Annotated in this window: 12 protein-coding genes; 9 read left to right on the top strand and 3 right to left on the bottom strand. The window is 60.5% G+C overall.

Going from position 1 to position 20,753, the window contains the following annotated elements; all coding sequences use genetic code 11:
• Positions 1-13: 13 nt before the first annotated feature.
• From treZ to AC1RKH_RS02820, 8 genes are all read left to right on the top strand, one after another.
• Positions 14-1,819, top strand: a complete 1,806-nt coding sequence (gene treZ, locus AC1RKH_RS02855) for a malto-oligosyltrehalose trehalohydrolase (protein WP_493061023.1) — start codon at positions 14-16, stop codon at positions 1,817-1,819.
• On the top strand, positions 1,816-3,897 hold the full coding sequence (gene malQ, locus AC1RKH_RS02850) for a 4-alpha-glucanotransferase (RefSeq protein ID WP_493061022.1): 2,082 nt from the start codon (positions 1,816-1,818) through the stop codon (positions 3,895-3,897). Before treZ ends, malQ begins: the two co-directional genes overlap by 4 nt.
• Positions 3,894-6,680, top strand: a complete 2,787-nt coding sequence (locus tag AC1RKH_RS02845) for a malto-oligosyltrehalose synthase (protein ID WP_493061021.1) — start codon at positions 3,894-3,896, stop codon at positions 6,678-6,680. The genes malQ and AC1RKH_RS02845 overlap by 4 nt, the downstream gene beginning before the upstream one ends.
• A 21-nt stretch (positions 6,681-6,701) precedes the next feature.
• Positions 6,702-7,016 carry a DUF2934 domain-containing protein gene (locus AC1RKH_RS02840; protein ID WP_493061020.1) on the top strand — a complete coding sequence of 105 codons (315 nt, stop codon included), beginning with the start codon at positions 6,702-6,704 and terminating at the stop codon, positions 7,014-7,016.
• 122 nt (positions 7,017-7,138) lie between these two features.
• Positions 7,139-9,298: a glycogen debranching protein GlgX gene (glgX, locus tag AC1RKH_RS02835; RefSeq protein ID WP_493061019.1), complete on the top strand. Its 2,160-nt coding sequence runs from the start codon at positions 7,139-7,141 to the stop codon at positions 9,296-9,298.
• Between the two features lie 243 nt (positions 9,299-9,541).
• Positions 9,542-10,300: a PIG-L deacetylase family protein gene (locus tag AC1RKH_RS02830; protein ID WP_493061018.1), complete on the top strand. Its 759-nt coding sequence runs from the start codon at positions 9,542-9,544 to the stop codon at positions 10,298-10,300.
• Positions 10,301-10,397: 97 nt separating this feature from the next.
• A complete protein-coding gene (locus AC1RKH_RS02825; RefSeq protein WP_404942516.1) occupies positions 10,398-11,198 on the top strand; it encodes an endonuclease/exonuclease/phosphatase family protein in 801 nt (266 codons plus the stop codon).
• 317 nt (positions 11,199-11,515) lie between these two features.
• Positions 11,516-12,580 (top strand): autotransporter domain-containing protein, encoded by a 1,065-nt coding sequence (locus AC1RKH_RS02820; RefSeq protein ID WP_493061017.1) that lies wholly within the window; start codon positions 11,516-11,518, stop codon positions 12,578-12,580.
• A 47-nt stretch (positions 12,581-12,627) separates the two neighbouring features.
• Here the strand turns inward: AC1RKH_RS02820 and glgB are convergent, their stop codons facing one another.
• Genes glgB through AC1RKH_RS02805 form a run of 3 tightly spaced genes read right to left on the bottom strand, consistent with a single transcriptional unit; the run spans position 12,628 to position 20,232 of the window.
• Positions 12,628-14,847, bottom strand: coding sequence for a 1,4-alpha-glucan branching protein GlgB (gene glgB / locus AC1RKH_RS02815; RefSeq protein ID WP_493061016.1), 2,220 nt, complete (start codon positions 14,845-14,847; stop codon positions 12,628-12,630).
• Between the two features lie 10 nt (positions 14,848-14,857).
• Positions 14,858-18,199, bottom strand: a complete 3,342-nt coding sequence (gene treS, locus AC1RKH_RS02810; protein WP_493061015.1) for a maltose alpha-D-glucosyltransferase — start codon at positions 18,197-18,199, stop codon at positions 14,858-14,860.
• Positions 18,200-18,237: 38 nt separating this feature from the next.
• Entirely contained in the window at positions 18,238-20,232 is a 1,995-nt protein-coding gene (locus AC1RKH_RS02805) for an alpha-1,4-glucan--maltose-1-phosphate maltosyltransferase (RefSeq protein ID WP_493061014.1), read from the bottom strand.
• Between the two features lie 222 nt (positions 20,233-20,454).
• Here AC1RKH_RS02805 and AC1RKH_RS02800 point away from each other — a divergent pair, with 222 nt between their 5' ends.
• Positions 20,455-20,688: a DUF3203 family protein gene (locus AC1RKH_RS02800; protein WP_493061013.1), complete on the top strand. Its 234-nt coding sequence runs from the start codon at positions 20,455-20,457 to the stop codon at positions 20,686-20,688.
• Positions 20,689-20,753 lie beyond the last annotated feature (65 nt).

Here is a 20,753-nt window from a genome sequence, read left to right as displayed (position 1 = left end):
GAGGGGTTCTTGAATGCCGTTACGGACTCCGGAAACCTGGCCTCACGGCGCCGTCATGCTGGATGCCCAACACACCCGTTTCGCCCTGTGGGCGCCGGATGCGTTTTATGTGAGTGTCGAGCTCGAAGACGGGCAATCACTGCCGATGCTGCCCCAGGAGGACGGCTGGTTCGTGATCGAGACCCGTTGCCCAGCTGGCACTTGCTATCGCTACAACATCGATGGCGAACGGGACGTGCCGGATCCCGCTTCCCGGGCACAAGCCGGCGGTCTGAAGTCACCGAGCGTGGTGGTCGATCCGCACGCTTACCGTTGGCAGCACCTCCTCTGGCACGGCCGGCCCTGGCATGAAGCGGTGATCTACGAACTGCATGTGGGTGTGCTGGGCGGTTTTGCCGAGGTCGAAAAACACCTGCCACGACTGGCCGAGCTGGGCGTTACAGCAATCGAACTGATGCCCTTGGCGCAGTTTCCCGGTGAGCGCAACTGGGGCTACGACGGCGTGCTGCCCTACGCACCGCAGTCTTCATATGGCACGCCCGAAGCGCTCAAGCATCTGATTGATACCGCCCATGGCCTGGGTCTGGCGGTGATCATTGACGTGGTTTACAACCACTTCGGCCCGGACGGCAATTACCTGCATCACTATGCCAAGGGCTTTTTCCGCGAAGACCTGCACACACCTTGGGGCGCAGCCATTGATTTCCGGCGTCGCGAGGTGCGCGACTTCTTCATCGACAATGCGTTGATGTGGCTGCTTGAGTACCGTTTCGACGGTTTGCGCCTGGATGCGGTACACGCCATCGAGGATCCTGATTTCCTTCAGGAACTGGCAGCCCGGGTACGTCAGCACATCGATCCGCCACGTCATGTCTGGCTCACCATGGAAAACGAGCACAACCAGGCCAGCCTGCTGGAACAGGGCTTCGACGCACAGTGGAACGACGATGGGCACAATGCGCTGCACGTGCTGCTGACCGGAGAAACCGAGGCCTATTACGCTGACTTCGCCGAGCAACCCACCGAGCAACTGGCCCGCTGCCTGAGCCAGGGTTTCGCCTATCAGGGCCACACCAATCGCCACGGGCATGCCCGAGGCGAACCCAGCGGGCATTTGCCGCCCAGTGCCTTCGTGCTGTTCCTGCAGAATCACGACCAGATCGGCAACCGTGCCTTTGGCGAGCGCCTCCATCAGTTGACCGCGCCTCAGGCACTGCACGCGGCGACGGTGCTTTTGCTGTTGTCGCCGATGATCCCGTTGCTGTTCATGGGCGACGAATGTGCCGCTGAGCAGCCGTTTCTGTTTTTCACCAGCCACCACGGCGAACTGGCCAGGTTGGTGCGAGAAGGTCGGCGCAACGAATTCGCGGCCTTCAGTGCCTTTGCCGATCCGCACATCCGCGAGCAGATTCCCGATCCGAACGCATCACACACCTTCAACGCTTCGCGTCCGACACTGACGGCAGCTGGAGCGGTGACCAGGCAAGCGACCCAGACACTCTATCGACAACTACTGCTGATCCGTCATCAACACATCATCCCGCGCCTGCCCGGCGCTCATGCCCTGGGCGCCACGGTGCTGGCAACAGGCGCGGTGAGCGCGCGCTGGCACATGGGCGACGGCAGCCTGTTGTGCATCGACCTGAACCTCAGCGCGGAGCCTGTGCCCCATTCGCCACAACCCCACGCCCAACTACTTTTCGACTGCCCGCTGCAGTCCTTCGAATACCTGCAACAAGGCACCCTCGCCCCGTACTGCGCGCTTGTCAGCCTGACGGCAGCTGCGCCCTTGCTACCCCCCACTGGAGAGCGTCCATGAGCGATGCGCAACTGGAAATCCTCGCCAGCCGAGCAGGTCTGGCAGTCGACTGGATCGACGCCAACGGCCGCCCACAGAAAGTCGCTCCGGCGGCGCTGCGAGCGGTCCTCAACGGGCTCGGCCACCCGGCCGATAGCGCTCGGGAAATCGACGCCAGCCTGCTGGAACTGCAACAGAACCAACAGAACAAACACTTGCCGCCCTTGATGACCGTCGACGTCGGAGCCGGGCTCGCCCTTGCGCATTACTTTGCCCCTGAAACGCCCTGTGAGATTCATCTGGAAGATGGCGCGATCCTCAATCTGAAACTTGATGCCAACGCGATGCTGCCGGGATTGATCCCGGTCGGCTACCAGGACGTTCGCATCGCCGGCCAATGCTTCACGCTCGCCGTGGCCCCCTTGCAGTGTCATAGCGTGGCCACCGCCGTTGACAACCAGACACCCCGGGCCTGGGGCCTGAGCGTGCAACTGTATTCGTTGCGGCGCCCTGGTGACGGTGGCTTCGGCGACATGCAGGCACTGGAAAACCTCGCCCGCGTGGCCGGTGAGCGCGGCGCCGACGCGTTAGCGATCAGCCCGCTGCACGCGATGTTCAGCAACGACACGCAACGCTACAGTCCCTACTCGCCCTCCAGCCGTTTGTTTCTCAACAGTCTGTACGCCTCACCGGGGGAAATTCTCGGCGAGCGCGCCTTGCGTCTGGCTATCGATGCCACCGAACTGGCCGACGAACTCAAACGCCTGGAAGGTCAACCGTTGATTGACTGGCCAACCGCCGCCAAGGCCAAACAGCAATTGCTGGAAGCGCTGTATGAGGGGTTTTCCCGGGGTGATCATCCATTGCACGAGGACTTCAGCAGCTTTCGCCACTGCGGTGGCGAAGCCCTGGAAAACCATTGCCGCTTCGAGGCCCTCCAGGAAGCCTGTGTCGCTCTGGGCGAAAGTCTTGACTGGCGCCTGTGGCCTGAACACTGGCGTAACCCGCGCAGTGCCGAGCTGACCACCTTTGCCGAGCAAAATGCCGGGCGCATCGGCTTCTACGCCTTTTGCCAATGGCTGATCGCCCGCAGTTTGCAACGTGCGCAAACCGTTGCGCGCAGCAGTGGCATGGGTATCGGTCTGATCGCCGACCTGGCCGTCGGCGCGGATGGCGGCGGCAGCCAGGCCTGGAGTCGTCAGGACGAATTACTCGCGGCCCTCACCGTCGGCGCACCGCCAGACATTCTCAACCGTACGGGGCAAGGCTGGGGAATTTCTGCGTTTTCCCCTGAAGGGCTGATCCGTAACGGCTTTCGCGCGTTCATCGAAATGCTGCGGGCCAATTTTGCCCATGCAGGCGGCCTGCGCATCGACCATGTCATGGGGCTGCAACGACTGTGGGTGATCCCCCTCGGCGCACCACCCAGCGACGGCGCGTACCTGTATTACCCGGTGGACGACCTGCTGCGGTTGCTGACCCTGGAGTCCCATCGGCATCAAGCGATCGTGCTCGGCGAAGACCTCGGCACCGTGCCCGATGGCCTGCGGGAAAAACTCATCGCCCGCTCGATTCTCGGCATGCGTGTGTTGCTGTTCGAACAGGATCACGGTGCACACTTCAAGCCGATTCTCGATTGGCCCGACAACGCGCTGGCCACCACCAGCACCCATGACCTGCCAACGCTCAACGGTTGGTGGCATGGCCGTGACATCGAATGGAATGCCCGGCTGAAGCTGATCGACAGCGACGGCGAACAGCAATGGCGCGAACACCGTCAGCGTGAGCGCGAAGGCCTGCGCCGGGCCTTGAGTCAGGACCCGCAAAACTTCCGCGAGGAAAGCCACGAGACCGACCAGGTGCTCGATGCCAGCGTGCGCTTCCTTGGCCATACCCGCGCACCGTTGGTGTTGCTGCCGCTGGAAGATGCGCTGGGTATCGATGAACAGGCCAACCTCCCCGGCACCACCGACAGTCACCCGAACTGGCGTCGGCGCTTCGCCAATGAAAGTGAAGCGCTGCTGGACGATGCCGATGCCGCACGACGCCTGGAGTTGCTCGCCTGCGCACGCCTTCAGGCGGCCGAGCGTGATCAGTGAGCGACGCGCAAACCCCGCCGGTCCGGGCGACGCTACGCGTGCAGTTTCATCACCGGTTCACCCTGGATGACGCCGTGCCGCTGGTGCCGTATTTCGCCAGTCTGGGGATCAGCCACCTGTATGCCTCGCCGCTGCTGAGCGCGCGGGCCGGGTCGATGCATGGCTACGACGTGGTCGACCCGAGCCGGGTCAATCCCGAGCTGGGTGGCGAGGCAGCCCTGCGGCGACTGGTCAGTGCACTGCGGGCACAGAACATGGGGCTGATTCTGGACATCGTGTCCAACCACATGGCCGTGGGTGGCGCCGACAATCCCTGGTGGCTGGACTTGCTGGAATGGGGTCGACTGAGTCCCTACGGCGAGTTTTTCGACATTCAATGGCACTCGCCAGACCCGCTGCTCGAAGGTCAGTTGTTACTGCCGTTTCTGGGCAGCGACTACGGCATCGCCCTACAGGACGGCACACTCTCGCTGCGCTTCGATCCAGGACGGGGCAGCTTCCATGTCGAACACTATGAGCACCACTTCCCGATCTGCCCTACCGATTACGCTGAACTGCTCAAGCCTGACGACTCGCTCGACGCCGAACGGGCACTGCAACTAAAAACCCTGGCCGATCAATTCACCACCCTGCGCTACCAGACCGACGCCCATTCCCATGCGCGTCCCTTGCAGCAAGCGCTGACAATACTGGCGACTGATCCGCCGATCCGGCGTTGCATCGAGCACAACCTCAGCCTCCACGACTCCCGCCAGCCCGAAGGTTTCAGCCGACTGCACGACCTGCTCGAACGCCAGAGCTATCGCTTGGCCAGTTGGCGCACGGCCGCCGACGACATCAACTGGCGGCGCTTCTTCGACATCAATGAACTCGCTGGGCTGCGGGTTGAACGCCCGGCTGTGTTCGAGGCCACCCACGCAAAGATTTTCGAGCTGATCGCTGAAGGTCTGGTGGATGGTTTGCGCATCGACCACATTGATGGACTCGCCGACCCGCGTAGTTACTGCCGCAAACTCAGGCGCCGGGTGAACGCCTTGTCGCCGGCGCGACACGTACCGATCTACGTCGAGAAGATCCTCGGCGACGGTGAAACGCTGCACCGCGACTGGCAGGTCGATGGCAGCACCGGTTATGAGTTCATGAATCAGTTGTCGTTGTTGCAACACGACCCGCAAGGTGCGCAGGTCCTTGGTGATGTGTGGAACCAGCACACCGAACGGCCCGCCGCGTTCATCGAAGAAGCACAGTTGGCGCGGCAGCAGATTCTCAACGGCTCGCTGGCCGGCGACTTCGAAAGTGTCGCACAGGCCTTGCTGCAAGTGGCTCGCGATGACCTGATGAGCCGGGATTTGACCCTCGGTGCAATCCGTCGGGCATTGCAGGAGCTGATCGTGCATTTCCCGGTGTACCGGACTTACATCAGCCCGCGAGGGCGCTCGGCACAAGACGAGGTGTTTTTTCAGCAAGCCATGATCGGCGCGCGCCAAACCTTGAGCGAAGCCGACTGGCCGGTGCTCGACAATCTGGCGCGCTGGCTCGGCGGGCAGCCCTGGCGCGAGCGCCCGGTAGGCCGTCAACGCAAGATCCTCAAGCACGCCTGCGTGCGCTTTCAGCAGCTGACCTCGCCGGCCGCCGCCAAAGCCGTGGAAGACACCGCGTTCTATCGCTCAGGCGTACTGTTGTCGCGTAATGATGTCGGCTTCAATGCCGAGCAGTTCAGCGCCCCGCTCGCCGACTTCCATACGGCTTGCAGCCAACGCCTCGCAGAGTTTCCGGACACGCTGCTGGCCACCGCCACTCATGACCACAAACGCGGCGAAGACAGCCGGGCACGTTTGGCGCTGCTCAGCGAGCGCAGTGCCTGGTATGCCGAACAGGTCGAAGACTGGCGGATACAGGCCACCGCCCTGCGCAGTGACCCGTCGACGCCCTCGGCCGCTGATGAGCTGATTCTCTACCAGACCTTGCTCGGCAGTTGGCCGCTGGAGCTGCATTGCGATGACCAACAGTCACTGACGGCCTACACCGAACGACTGTGGCAGTGGCAGCAAAAAGCCCTGCGCGAAGCCAAACTCCAGAGCAGTTGGAGCGCACCGAATGAGCCTTATGAACAGGCCGCGCGAGCATTCCTCGAACGTCTTATGCTCAGTCCCGAAGGCCTTCCATTACGCGGCGCCATCGCCGGTGCTGCGCAAGCGATTGCGTGCGGTGGCGCGCTCAATGGATTGGCGCAAACCTTGCTGCACATGACGGTGCCGGGGGTTCCGGATCTGTATCAGGGCAATGAGTTTTGGGACTTCAGCCTGGTGGACCCGGACAATCGGCGTGCGGTTGATTTCACTGTCCGCCAGCAAGCATTGCAAACTCCGGTGGACGCTGAACAGTTACTGCACAACTGGCGTGACGGGCACATCAAACAGGCTCTGATTGCTCGCACGCTGGCGGTCCGCGCGCAGTACCCGCAGCTGTTTCGGCGGGGCCGTTATCAAGCGTTGCAGGTGGTGGGCAGCGAGGCTGAACGGGTGTTGGCTTTCGCCCGCGAACTCAACGGCCAACGGGCGATTGTGCTGGTGCCGGTACGGGTCGCACCGCTGCTGGAAAGCAGTGCCACACCCCAGGTGCCTGCCCTGCTCTGGGGCGACACCCGAGTCAAACTGCCGTTCACCGCCCCTGGCGAAAAGCTGAAGGGACTTTTTACAACAGGTGCAGTCACACACCACAAGGAGTTGCTGATTAGCGCCGCGCTGGGAGACTTCCCGGTCAATCTGTTTATCCAGACTTGAGTTCAACTCAGGAGCATTGCGATGAGTACCGATGACAAACGCGTTCGTGAATTTGCCTATCAGATCTGGGAGTCCGAAGGGAAACCCGAAGGCCAGGAGGCGCGCCACTGGGAGATGGCCTGCAAGCTGGCAGAGGCTGAAGCCCTGGCCCCGAGCAAGCCTGCCAAGACCGCCAAAACCAACAGCGGCAAAACCAATAGCGGCAAAACAGCAGCCAGCAAGCCCCCGGCGGCCAAGCCCAAAGCCAAAACCGCCGCAGCCAAGGTCGCGACGCCGCCGGGTGAGAAGTCCGCGGCCGCGAAAAAGCCTCGAGCACCGCGCAAGCCGGCCAGTTGAGGGCGCCCACACACTCATCCTGATTGACCGCGTGGCGAGCAGGCTCGCCACTTCGGGGTGGCTCGGCCTTGAGAAACCAGCAATGCCGTCGCCAACACCCAAGCCCAATTGCAGGAGCAATTATGACCACGCCAAAGAAAGCCGCGCCAGAACCTCACGTCGAGGCCTCGCGAATCCGTGAAGGCTTGCCCTTCCCGCTCGGTGCGACCTGGGATGGCCTGGGGGTCAACTTCGCGATATTTTCCGCCAACGCGACCAAGGTCGAACTGTGCCTGTTCGACGATGCCGGTGACGTCGAGCTCGAACGTATAGAGTTGCCGGAATACACTGACGAAATCTTTCACGGTTACTTGCCGGACGCCCATCCGGGGCTGATCTATGGCTACCGGGTTTATGGGCCTTACGACCCGCAAAACGGTCACCGCTTCAACCACCACAAATTATTGATCGACCCCTACGCCAAGCAGTTGGTGGGGCAATTGAAGTGGTCCGAAGCCTTGTTTGGCTACACCATCGGCCACCCCGACGCCGACCTCAGTTTCGATACGCGCGACAGTGCGCCCTTCGTGCCCAAGTGCAAGGTCATCGACCCGGCGCACACCTGGGGTCACGACCATCGGGTCAGCGTGCCGTGGGATCGAACGATCATTTATGAGACTCACGTACGCGGCATCAGCATGCGTCACCCGTCCGTTCCGGAGGCGGTGCGCGGAACCTTCGCCGGGTTGATGGTCGATGACCTGCTGGAACACATCCGCAAGCTTGGTGTGTCCTCGGTGGAGCTCATGCCGATTCACGCCTTCGTTAATGACCAGCATCTGCTGCACAAGGGCATGACCAATTACTGGGGCTACAACAGCATCGCCTTCTTCGCCCCCGACCCGCGCTACCTGGCCAGTGGCAAGATCGCCGAGTTCAAGGAAATGGTTGCGCACCTGCACGAAGCCAACCTGGAAGTGATTCTCGACGTGGTCTACAACCACACCGCCGAGGGCAATGAACAAGGCCCGACCCTGTCGATGCGCGGCATCGACAATGTTTCCTACTACCGCGTGATGCCGGACGACAAGCGCTTCTATATCAACGATTCCGGCACCGGCAACACGCTGGACCTGAGCCACCCCTGCGTGCTGCAAATGGTCACCGATTCACTGCGTTACTGGGCCTCGGAAATGCACGTCGACGGTTTCCGCTTTGACCTGGCAACTATCCTCGGGCGTTATCACGACGGTTTCGATGAGCGTCACAGTTTCCTCGTCGCCTGCCGCCAGGACCCGATTCTGCGTCAGGTGAAATTGATCGCCGAGCCCTGGGATATTGGCCCTGGCGGCTATCAGGTGGGCGGTTTTCCGCCGGGCTGGGTCGAATGGAACGACCGCTTCCGCGACACGGTTCGCGCGTTCTGGAAAGGCGATGACGGCCAGCTCGCCGACTTTGCCGCGCGTATGACCGCCTCCGGTGAGATGTTCAATCAACGCGGTCGCCGACCCTACGCCTCGATGAATTTCGTCACCGCCCATGACGGTTTTACCTTGAACGACCTGGTCTCCTACAACGACAAGCACAACGAAGCCAACGACGAGAACAATCAGGACGGCAGCAATCACAACCTGTCCTGGAACCACGGCGTCGAAGGCCCCACCGACGATCCCGAAATCAATGAACTGCGCCAGCGGCAGATGCGCAACTTCTTCGCCACCCTGCTGCTGGCCCAGGGTACGCCGATGCTGGTGGCCGGCGACGAGTTTGCTCGAACCCAGCACGGCAACAACAACGCCTACTGTCAGGACAGCGAAATCGGCTGGGTCAACTGGGACTTGAGCGAAGACGGCAAAGCCTTGCTCAAGTTTGTCAAACGTCTGATCAAGCTGCGCCTGACCTATCCGGTTCTGCGTCGTGGACGCTTTCTGGTGGGTAATTACAACGAGGACATTGGCGTCAAGGACGTCACCTGGCTGGCACCGGACGGCAGCGAAATGTCCACCGAGCAATGGCACGACAGCCACGGACGATGCCTGGGCATGTTGCTCGATGGTCGCGCCCAGGAAACCGGAATCCGCCGTAAAGGCGCTGACGCCACTTTGCTGCTGGTGGTCAACGGCCATCACGACATCGTCAATTTTCTTCTGCCAGAAGTGCCTGACGGCGGTTTCTGGACCTGTTTGGTCGACACCAACCAGCCATCGATTCGGGGCCAGGAACGGTTCGATTTCAGTCACGAATACTCCGTGACCGGACGCTCGTTGCTGTTGTTCGAGTTACAACATGAGGACGAAGACTGATACCGCTTCCCATCGTCACGGGCAACGATCGTCGGCGCTTGAGTAAGCTACGTGACGAAAAAAATGCTCTTTGAAGGGGGACAGGGGCGACGAATGGTGATGTATGAGCAATACTCTGCTCACAGCAATCCAGGGTTTGGAGCGCTGTGCCCCGCGATTATCTGGTCGCGAGGGGTCTGCGACGGCGTGTTCCGCCAGCCACAATGCACGACTGCCGGCAAATCAGAACAAGGACGTATCACCATGAAATCCACCACCCTGCTCGACAGCAGTTTACCTGCGCAGATCTGGAACACTGCCCGACAGCTGGACAACGTTCCAGTCATCAACACCACCACTCTGGTCCCGGCAGGCGCTCGCGCCGTGGTGATCGCGCCGCACCCAGGCGACGAAGTGGTAACCTGCGGCGGCCTGTTGCAGCTGCTCTCTACTCTCGGCCATCCCTTGCAATTGATCTCGATTACCGATGGCAGCGCCAGTCATCCGGGCTCGAACCTGTGGTCGGAGAAACGCCTGAGTGTGTTCCGCCCTCAGGAAAGCGTCGAAGCCCTGCGCCGTCTCGGTTTGCCCATGCATAGCCTGAAATGGATTCGCGGCGGTTTTACCGACAACGGGCTGGCCGAACGTGAACTGCAATTGACTCAATTCATCGCGCGCTACCTGCGACCGGGTGACGTGGTGTTCACCACCTGGAGCGAGGACGGCATCATCGACCATGACACGGTGGGTCGGGCCGCCGCCAAAGCCGCCCTCATGGTCGGGGCAAGCTTCAATGAAGTGCCGGTCTGGTCCTGGCACTGGCCCGCACGCGATCAGGGACTGATTCCCTGGCACCGCGCCCGCAAAGTCCGTCTCGACACCTGGACCGTCGCGCGCAAGTGCCACGCCACCCATGCATACGCCAGCCAGCTGAATGGTGAACCGGAGATCGGCATCGCACCGAAGCTGCCCAGGGTTATTCTGGAACGGATGCGTCAACCCTATGAAATCGTTTTTGTGTGATCGTGAAAGGCGTGATGCCTTGGCCCTGTCCAAAATTCTGAACTGCCGGCCAATGCATCAGTCGCATAGATAACCCGCCCGATTCAGTGGAGAGCACGTGAGCCCCGATTCAGACCGGCACACCGCCAATCCAGATTCGATGAACAGGCCGCCGACCATTCATCGCCTCAGGGTTCTGACGATCAATACCCACAAGGGCTTCACGGCCCTCAACCGGCGCTTCATTCTTCCGGAACTGCGTGAAGCCGTGCGCAGCACCTCTGCCGACCTGGTGTTTTTACAGGAAGTGCTCGGCGAACATGATCGCCATGCCACGCGCCATGACCATTGGCCGCAGATCTCGCAGTACGAGTTCCTCGCCGACAGCATGTGGAGCGACTTCGCCTACGGCCGCAACGCGGTGTATCCCGACGGCCATCACGGCAATGCGCTGCTGTCCAAATACCCGATCCGCCACTATCGCAACCTCGATGTCTCCATCACCGGACCCGAGCGCCGCGGGCTGCTGCACTGCGTGCTCGATGTACCGGGGCACGCCGAAGTACACGCGATCTGTGTCCACCTGAGCCTGCTGGAAAGCCATCGCCAATTGCAACTGGCCCTGCTCTGTCAGCTGATCGAGTCACTGCCCGACGATGCCCCGGTGATCATCGCCGGCGACTTCAATGACTGGCAACTTCAAGGCAACGCCACGCTCGCGCAACGCGACGATCTGCACGAAGCCTTCGAGCTCCATCACGGACGCCCGGCCAAGACCTATCCGGCGCGCTTTCCACTGCTGCGACTGGACCGCATCTACCTGCGCAACGCCAGCAGTCACGAACCGAAGATTCTAGGGAACAAGCCGTGGACCCACCTCTCCGACCATTTGCCACTGGCGGTTGAAGTGCATTTCTAAGGTCTTCCGGACGTAAAAAAAGCCTCTAATTTGACGTCAGAAAATGATTTTCCGGATAAACAACAACTTAGATAATTGCCAATAATCAGTCGGTTGCAAAGCCTAATTTAGTCATACCGCTCATCGTTCAATTTCTTGACGCGGAGCCAGCGGTCTTCTTAGCTAAATCGTACTACCCCCGGAATTACCTTCTGGGGCAAGCCTCGGAAACCCGCTGCAGCGGGCCGCCGGGTTTTGCCTCAATGAAATCGGTCGCCCCTCATTCGGGGTAGGAGAGACGCCAAGAGATATGGCATGCGATTGCAAGGTAGACCTCCATGAACACCGCCTTCATCCAACACGAGATCAAATTCACTCTATACACCGTTTCCACCTCGCTGCTGCTGTGCACATCCATGGAGGTTCAGGCGTCGTCTGTCGAGGACGAGGCGATGCCCTGGTATCAGCAAGATGTCCCGGCGTTCACCCTGCCGGCGCCTGATGTGAGTAACAACATCCGTTTCACCCGAGATCCCGGCCGTGATAACCAGCTGCTGACAGTCGAGCAAGTCGCTCCTTCAGCCTGGGATCGGGTTTACGGCCAACCCGCCAGGAACGCAGAACGCGATGTCCTCAGCTCACAGTTTTCCGGTATGACCGGCGCCGAAGTCAAAGGCCCGGCGGTGCTTACCCTGCAAAGTAGCGGCGGCAGCACTCAGCGCGTGGGTCTGGTGGGCGGAACAAGCCAGTTTCAGAGCAGCAGCAATGGCCAGTTGATCAGTTCTGCCATCATCGATCCGAACAATACCCTCAACGTGCAAGGTCCCAGCCTTGGCGCTTATTGGAGCCTGACCGGCGCAAACGGCTGGCACGTGGACATGACCGCCAGCGGCGGTCGGGTCAATGGCTACAGCCTCAATGATCAGGGTCAGCGCCAAATCGCCGAAGGCAGCGCAATGACCCTCTCGGTGCAAGGTGGATTTCCCATCGGCATCAGCGAAAACTGGGTAATTGAACCCCAGGCGGAGTTGATCAACCAGCGTATTTCCCTGGACACCCCGTATGCAGGTAGCGGTAATGCCTCATCCAGCGACTTGACGTCCTGGAGCGGCAGGGTCGGTGCAAGCTTGAAAGGGAGTTATGACATCAAGGGCCTGCCGATCGAACCCTATGTTCGTACCAACTTCTGGCACACGGTCAATACCAGCGACACCGTGACCCTCGGTCAGGTCGACAAGCTCAGCAGCAGCCGAAACACCTCGTCGGTCGAACTGGGCCTGGGATTGGTAGCCAGAGTCACGCCCGCCGTCAGCCTGTATGTCAGCGGCGATTACAACAGTGCGACTGTCAACAACGACTTGAATGGATTGATAGGCAGTATTGGTGTGCGGATGCTCTGGTGACTCCCCCGAGCGTTCCCGCGCTTGCGCGCGGGAACGACCCCTCGCAATCAACCTTCCGGACGCAGAATCAACACCCCCAACGGCGGCAGATTCAGCACCAGCGACAACGCCTGGCCATGGCTGCCCTCCTCTTCGGTAGACACACCGCCGCCATTACCGTAATTGGAGCCGGCATAGATCCCTGCGTCGCTGTTTATCACCTCGCTCCAGCGCCCGGCAAACGGTACACCCACCCGATAGGCGGCACGCGGCACCGGCGTGAAGTTGGCAACCACCAACACTGGCCGCCCTTCCTTGCTCCAGCGCAGCCAGGCATAGACGCTATTCATTGCATCGTCACCGATCAGCCATTGGAAGCCCTGTGGCACATCGTCCTGATCGTGCAGTGCCGGTTCTTCGCGGTAGAGCTGATTGAGGTCGGTCACCAGTTTCTGCACGCCACGGTGTTCCGGGTATTGCAGCAAGTACCAGTCCAGTTGCTGATCGTGATTCCATTCGCGCCACTGGCCGAACTCACAGCCCATGAACAGCAGTTTCTTGCCTGGATGCGCCCACATGAAACTCAGGTAAGCGCGCAGGTTGGCGAACTTCTGCCAGCGATCTCCGGGCATCTTGTCGATCAGCGAATGCTTGCCATGTACCACTTCGTCGTGGGAAATCGGCAGGATGAAGCGCTCGGACCAGGCGTAAACCAGGCCAAAGCTCAGCTCGTTGTGATGATGGGCACGGTAGACCGGGTCCTGCTGAATGTAATGCAGCGAATCGTGCATCCAGCCCATGTTCCATTTGTAGTCGAAGCCCAATCCGCCTTGCTGCGTGCCTTGGCTGACACCCGGCCAGGCCGTGGACTCCTCGGCAATCACCAGCGCACCGGGGGCTTCGAGGTCGATCACATCGTTGAGGTGGCGGACAAAGTCGATGGCTTCGAGGTTCTCCCGACCACCATGGCGATTGGGTACCCACTCGCCAGCCTTGCGTGAATAGTCGCGATAGAGCATCGAGGCCACCGCATCGACCCGCAGCCCATCGACGTGGAAATGCTTGAGCCAGTGCAACGCCGACGCCAGCATGAAGCCATGCACTTCGGTGCGTCCGAGGTTGTAAATCAGCGTGTCCCAGTCCTGGTGAAAGCCTTCCTGCGGGTTGCCATACTCGTACAGCGCGGTGCCATCGAACTGCGCCAGGCCATGGGTATCGGTGGGAAAATGCGCCGGCACCCAATCGAGGATCACCCCGATGTTGGCCACGTGGCAGGCGTTGACGAACGCGGCGAAGTCATCCGGTGAACCGTAGCGGGCACTCGGGGCAAATTGCGATAACGGCTGATAACCCCAGGAACCGCCGAACGGGTGTTCCATGATCGGCATCAGTTCGATGTGGGTGAAACCGAGTTTCTGCACGTAAGGGATCAGATGCTCGGCCAACTCGCCCCAGTTGTATTGGCGCGCCACTTCACCGACGTCGTCCACTTCGCACTGCCAGGAACCCGCATGCAGTTCGTAAATCGACAGCGGCGCGCTCGTGCGGTGGCGCTCGCCGCGTGACTGCATCCAGTCCTGATCCTGCCAATCGATGCGCAACGGCGAGGCGACTTTCGAGGCCGTGTCCGGCGGTAGCTGTGTCGCCAATGCCATGGGGTCAGCCTTGAGCGGCAGAATCCCCTGGGCACCGAGAATTTCGTACTTGTACCCCTCACCCGCCTGCAAGCGCGGAACAAACAACTCCCAGACCCCGGACGGATGACGCAGCCGCATCGGGTGACGGCGACCATCCCAGACGTTGAAATCGCCGACCACCGAGACCCGCCGGGCATTCGGCGCCCACACCGCAAAACGCACACCATCGACGCCGTCGACGTTCTTCAACTGCGCTCCCAGGCAGGCACTGAGATCCCGGTGATTGCCCTCGGCGAACAGATACAAGTCCATCTCGCCCAACAACGGGCCGAAGCTGTAAGGATCCTCTGCGGTTTGCTCACCGCCAGCCCAACGGGTGCGCAACAGGTAAGCCTGGGTCCGGTCGAAATGCGCGACGAACAACCCCGGCACTTCGGTAGCGTTCAAGCTGCCGAGCTCTTCGCCGGAGTCACGGGCAATCACCTGCACGCTCAAAGCCTCCGGCAGGTAAGCGCGAATGAACTGACCGCCGGCCCCGTCAGCGTGTGGTCCGAGTATCGCAAAGGGATCCTGGTGCTCGGCACGCACCAGCGCCTCGATGTCTCGCGCTAGAGGCAGCAGCGCTTCTTTCACATGTCCCCGCTCCATCATGATGGCTCCTTCATAACTGCTCTCCACCGCTATAGGAAAAGGGTTTGAGTCCACTCAACAACCCGTACAGACCGTGCAATGGCACGGGCAACCAGGCGGGACGATTTTCGGCTTCATACACCACTTCATAGGCCGCCTTCTCCAGACTGAACAACGCCAGTGCGGCGTCTTCGGCCTCAGGGTCTTGCCATGCATGAGCAAGACTAGCTGCTGCCTGCCGATATGCCTGAACAAACGCTAGCGTGGACTCACGCAAATAACGTTCCGTTACCCGCTGACGTGCCGCCAGCGTCTGCGCGGTGCCGTCGACGCCCTGCCCGTTCAGCGCCATTGCCGCCGCATAATCGAACGAGCGCAGTACGCCGCCCACATCCTTGTAAGGACTGTGTTTAGCCCTTCGCTCATGCAACGGCCGCGCCGGTTCGCCTTCGAAATCGATCAGGTAGGCATCGCCCTTGATCACCAGTACCTGACCCAGGTGTAAATCACCGTGGACGCGCATCTGCAAACCACCCACCGCTTTCGCCGCCAATTCCTGAATGTGCTTGAGGATGGTTTTTTTCTGCTCCAGTAAACGCACCACCAACACCTGATCCCCCGGACTCAGCCCGGCCTGATGCTGCTTAAGCAACTGCAAGGCATGCTCCAGCTGCGCACCGATCGCTTTCGCCAATGCCTGCTGATCCTTGTGTGTGGTGACCCGCGAATTGAACGCCGAGTCGTCACTGGGTGCCGCCAATAGCACGTGCATTTCCCCAAGGCGCTGACCGAGCATGCCAGCGAAATCTTTCAATTCACCGAGCGCGTTGTAGTGCTGTTCCTGCTCGGACATCGCCTCGGCCAACTCATCGCGAATCGCCCGTTCAAGGTTGTTCTGGGTCCATTCCCAGGCATCGCCCTGATTGCTCAGATAACCTTGGGCGATCATCAACAGAGTGTCTTCGCCTTGCAGATCGCGACGGGTTACCGAGCCGAGCAACGGTGAAATGTGCTTGAACCCGGCAGCGCTCAGGTACGCGCCCATCTCCAGTTCCGGGTGCACGCCGCTGGCCACTTTGCGGATCAGCTTGAGCACTAGACTGCCACCAATCACCACGGAGCTGTTGGATTGCTCGGCCGACAGGTAGCGCACGTCAGAGTCAGCCCCCAGACCGAGTTCCGCCAGCTCGGCGGTCGGCTCGAAACGAATCTCGCCGTCACTTGCGGCCAGCACCGTGTGCCCCTGCATCGCCTGCAACACCGCGCGAATGAACGTGTCGAGACTGAAAGCGTCCGTCACCAGGCCGACCTGCCGTCCGCGCCGCACCCGCGCCAAGGCAAGCTGCTGCGGCAATGCAGCGCCGACCTGGTCTTCAGCCAGAAATCCGAACGGCAACTGATAACGATTGGTCTGACCATCGCTGGTGACATCGATTTCGCTGAACAGCACCGGATGCTGCGGATCACCAAAACGCACACCGTAGACGATGTGCACTGTTTCGATACTGGAGTCCTTGCCGTCGAACCAACGTCGATTGTGCAACCAGCTTGGCAACGCACTTTGCTCCAGAATGGTGCGTGACGGTGCTTCGAGCAGCTCTTCCATGCGCTTTTTCAGTACCAGGGTGGTGAAGTCCGGCAGGCTTTGCGCAGGTTCGACGTGCCAGCTCGGCATCTGGTTTTCCGCCGCCAGCACAAACCAGTAAAAACCATACGGCGCCAGGGTCAGCAGAAAGTTGAGCTGGCCAATCGGCGGGAAAGCGTTACCGCCGAGCATTTCCACGGGAACCATGCCAGCGAAGGCCGAAAGGTCCAGCTCGGCCGCCTGGGCACTGCGCGAAACATTGGCCACGCAGAGGATGATTTCGTGTTTGCCATCATCACCGGTGTATTCCCGTGTATAGGCAAGAATTCGCCGGTTGCTCGGCGAGAGCATTTTCAAGCTGCCTCGGCCAAACGCCTTGGACTGTTTGCGGATCGCCAGCATGCGCCGGGTCCAGTTCAGCAGTGAATGCGGGTCGACAGCCTGGGTTTCGACGTTCACCGACAGGTAACCGTAGAGCGGGTCCATGATCGGCGGCAGCACCAGACTCGCCGGGTCGGCGCGGGAGAATCCGCCATTACGGTCGATCGACCACTGCATCGGCGTGCGCACCCCATCGCGGTCACCCAAGTAGATGTTATCGCCCATGCCGATTTCGTCGCCGTAGTACAGAGTCGGTGTCCCCGGCATCGACAGCAGCAGGCTGTTGAGCAACTCGACGCGGCGCCGATCACGTTCCATCAGCGGTGCCAGGCGCCGGCGAATGCCGAGGTTGATCCGCGCGCGGCGGTCGGCCGCGTAGTAGTTCCACAGGTAATCGCGCTCCTTGTCGGTGACCATCTCCAGGGTCAGCTCATCATGGTTGCGCAGGAAAATCGCCCATTGGCAGTTGGCCGGGATCTCCGGCGTCTGGCGCAGGATATCGGTGATCGGAAAACGGTCTTCCTGGGCCAGCGCCATGTACATGCGTGGCATCAACGGGAAGTGGAAGGCCATGTGGCATTCGTCGCCGTCATCACCCTTGGTATCTCCGAAATACAACTGAGTGTCTTCCGGCCACTGGTTGGCTTCGGCCAGCAGCATGCGGTCCGGGTAGTGGGCGTCGATCTCGGCACGAATCCGCTTGAGCACGTCGTGGGTTTCGGGCAGGTTTTCGTTGTTGGTGCCGTCGCGCTCGATCAGGTAGGGGATTGCATCCAGGCGCAGGCCGTCGATGCCCAGGTCCAGCCAGTAGCGCATCACCGAGAGCACGGCTTTCATGACCTGCGGGTTGTCGAAGTTCAGGTCCGGTTGATGCGAATAAAAACGGTGCCAGAAGTACTGGCCGGCCACCGGGTCCCAGGTCCAGTTGGACTTCTCGGTGTCGAGAAAAATGATCCGTGTGCCGTCGTACTTTTGATCGTCATCGGACCAGACATAAAAGTCCCGCGCCTTTGATCCTGGCTTGGCCTTGCGCGCCCGCTGAAACCAGGGGTGTTGATCCGAGGTGTGGTTGATGACCAACTCGGTGATCACCCGCAAACCGCGTTGATGGGCCTCGGAAATAAAGCGCCTGACGTCGGCCAGGGTCCCGTAATCGCGGTGCACGCCACGGTATTCGGCAATGTCGTAGCCGTCATCGCGACGTGGCGAGGGGTAGAACGGCAGCAGCCAGATGGTGTTGACGCCCAGATCGGCGATGTAGTCCAGCTTGGCGATCAAACCGGGAAAGTCGCCAATCCCGTCGTTATTGGAGTCGAAATAAGACTTTACGTGAACCTGATAGATCACCGCATCCTTGTACCAGAGCGGGTCGTTGCTGAAGGTGGCTGACCTGGGTTTCTTCGCCATTGGAAACTCCTGAGTACAGTGAGGACCTGTGGGTGCGGCTAAACCGATATCCGCCATATCCCGAACGGCTGGTTCCACGGTTCGATACGCATCCATTGGGTTTTGCCATACCAGGTCCAGCGGTGGCCGTTCATCAGGTCTTCCCCCTGAGTCACGGCGTCGTCGGGCAAGCCCATCTCCCACAGCGGCAATTCGAAATGTGCCTCCTGGGCGTTGAACGGGTCGAGGCTGACCGCCACCAGAATGAAGTTACTGCCATCGGCAGTGCGCTTACCGAAGTACAGAATGTTGTCGTTCCACACCGTGTAGACCTGCAAACCCAAATGGCTGTGCAGCGCCGGATTCTGTCGGCGAATGCGGTTGAGCTGGGCAATCTCGGCGATGATGTTGCCTGGCGCGTTGAAGTCCCGGACGCGGATTTCATACTTCTCGGAATCGAGGTACTCCTCCTTGCCCGGCACTGGCGCCGACTCGCACAGCTCAAACCCCGAATACATACCCCACAGGCCCGAACCCATGGTCGCCAGCGCCGCCCGAATCAAGAAACCGGCGCGGCCCGAGTCGTGGAGAAAACCCGGATTGATGTCGGGTGTATTGACGAAAAAGTTTGGTCGGAAACACTCACGCCAAGGAGACTGGTTCAGCTCGGTGAAATAAGTCGCCAGCTCGTGCTTGGTGTTGCGCCAAGTGAAGTAGGTGTAGCTCTGGGAGTAACCGACCTTGCCCAGACGCGCCATCATCGCCGGGGTGGTGAACGCTTCGGCGAGGAAAATCACCTCGGGATACAGCGCCCGCACATCAGCGATCAACCACTGCCAGAACGGCAGAGGTTTGGTGTGGGGATTGTCGACGCGGAACATCGTCACCCCCTCCTTGACCCAGCCGACCACAATGTCCCGCAACTCCAGCCACAGACTGGGGATCGCCTCGCTGGCGTAGAAGTCGACGTTAACGATGTCCTGGTATTTCTTCGGTGGATTCTCGGCGTATTTGATGGTGCCGTCCGGCCGCCAGTTGAACCAGCCCGGGTGCTGCTTCAGCCACGGGTGATCCTGGGAACATTGAATGGCGAAATCCAGGGCGATCTCCAGCCCATGCGCGGCGGCCGCCGCAACCAGACGACGGAAGTCCTCGCGACTGCCCAACTGCGGATGAATCGCCTCGTGCCCGCCCTCGACACCGCCAATGGCATACGGGCTGCCGTGATCATCAGGGCCGGCGGTCAGGGAGTTGTTGGGGCCTTTGCGATAGCTGCGACCAATCGGGTGGATCGGCGGGAAGTACAGCACGTCAAAGCCCATGTCCTGGATCATCGCCAGACGTGAATGCACATCGTTGAATGTACCGTGACGCGCCGGATCGTCGGTGATCGAGCGAGGAAACAGCTCGTACCAACTGGCGAACTGCGCACGTTCGCGCTCGACGTCCAGCGGGTACTCCGGACTCAGACTGAGATAGGGACGGTTATCGGCCTCGGCCATCAACCCGGCACTGCGCGGGTGCAGAAACAGCGCAACCTGCTCGATTTCGAGCAGACCGACCAGCTCATGGTGCAACGCCGCGAGCTTCTCACTCAACTGACCGTCACTGCGCTCCACCGCTTGCAGCACTTGGGTGCGCCCTTCTTGCAGCTCCAGACTGACCGGCACGCCCGCAACATGCTTTTTCTCCAGCTCATGACAGAAGCTGGCGAACTGATCGATCCAGGCCTCGATGCAAAACCGGTACTGCCCAGGCAGTGCCACATTGAACTGGCCTTGCCAGGCGTTATTGCCCAGATCGGTCATCACTTCGCATTGCCAGATCGAATCAGCCTCGGCGCGCCAGCGCACGCGCACCGCCAGCGTGTCGTGGCCGTCGGCAAAAACCTTGCTGGTGACTGTCACCGCCTGCCCTTCGATGGCCTTGGCCGCAAACTGGCCGCCATCAATCACCGGCATCGTGTTTTCAATAATAATCCGCGGCAGCAGCAAGGCCTGCGACAGTGGCAGTTGCGGGTTGTACTGCAGTTCAGTCGGTTTTTCAGTCGTCATCGAGCATCGCCCCTTACGCCCCATGGACGCGCTTGTGCTTGATCGTGTTCAGCTGCGTTTGGTCTTTCAGCATGACGTCTCTTAGGTTCCGAGCGCCTGGCCTTGCTAAAAGTTCAGATCGTTACACCTTAGTCATGGTCTATGACCGCTAATCGGTTACGCAGAACGATGAGCAAGACCTGTGCCCTAACCTTTTAGATCCCGCAGAAAAGGGTGACCCCCATGACCGTGCGTATAGAAAACCAGGTCTGCTTCTTCATTACCGAGAACCGCGAAGAGATTCGCCTTGCTGCCGATGTCACCATCATCACCGACGCGGACAAAGCCATGTCGGCGGTGGACCTCGACGGTCTGCGCGTGTACATCACCGAAGCAGAAGCCGACGCATTAACCGTAGCAGGTGCCACCGATGGTCGCCGGCACCTGAAGCTCGCCAACAGTGATTCGGTGATTTGACTGACGCAGATCACAGACCACCGCAGACGCCTGATATAGGCACGATTGCCGCGCCTGCCGGGGTG

This window comes from Pseudomonas sp. GW822-FHT06B12, assembly GCF_058799675.1.
The sequence above is the reverse complement of the archived record's forward strand: the minus strand, read 5'-3'. Positions and strand labels throughout refer to the sequence as shown.

Bases quoted from the DNA above. Each gene is read 5' to 3' on its own strand.
- treZ (WP_493061023.1), top strand. From the start codon at position 14: ATGCCGTTACGGACTCCGGAAACCTGGCCTCACGGCGCCGTCATGCTG.
- malQ (WP_493061022.1), top strand. From the start codon at position 1,816: ATGAGCGATGCGCAACTGGAAATCCTCGCCAGCCGAGCAGGTCTGGCA.
- AC1RKH_RS02840 (WP_493061020.1), top strand. From the start codon at position 6,702: ATGAGTACCGATGACAAACGCGTTCGTGAATTTGCCTATCAGATCTGG.
- glgX (WP_493061019.1), top strand. From the start codon at position 7,139: ATGACCACGCCAAAGAAAGCCGCGCCAGAACCTCACGTCGAGGCCTCG.
- AC1RKH_RS02830 (WP_493061018.1), top strand. From the start codon at position 9,542: ATGAAATCCACCACCCTGCTCGACAGCAGTTTACCTGCGCAGATCTGG.
- AC1RKH_RS02820 (WP_493061017.1), top strand. From the start codon at position 11,516: ATGAACACCGCCTTCATCCAACACGAGATCAAATTCACTCTATACACC.
- glgB (WP_493061016.1), bottom strand. From the start codon at position 14,847: ATGATGGAGCGGGGACATGTGAAAGAAGCGCTGCTGCCTCTAGCGCGA.
- treS (WP_493061015.1), bottom strand. From the start codon at position 18,199: ATGGCGAAGAAACCCAGGTCAGCCACCTTCAGCAACGACCCGCTCTGG.
- AC1RKH_RS02805 (WP_493061014.1), bottom strand. From the start codon at position 20,232: ATGACGACTGAAAAACCGACTGAACTGCAGTACAACCCGCAACTGCCA.
- AC1RKH_RS02800 (WP_493061013.1), top strand. From the start codon at position 20,455: ATGACCGTGCGTATAGAAAACCAGGTCTGCTTCTTCATTACCGAGAAC.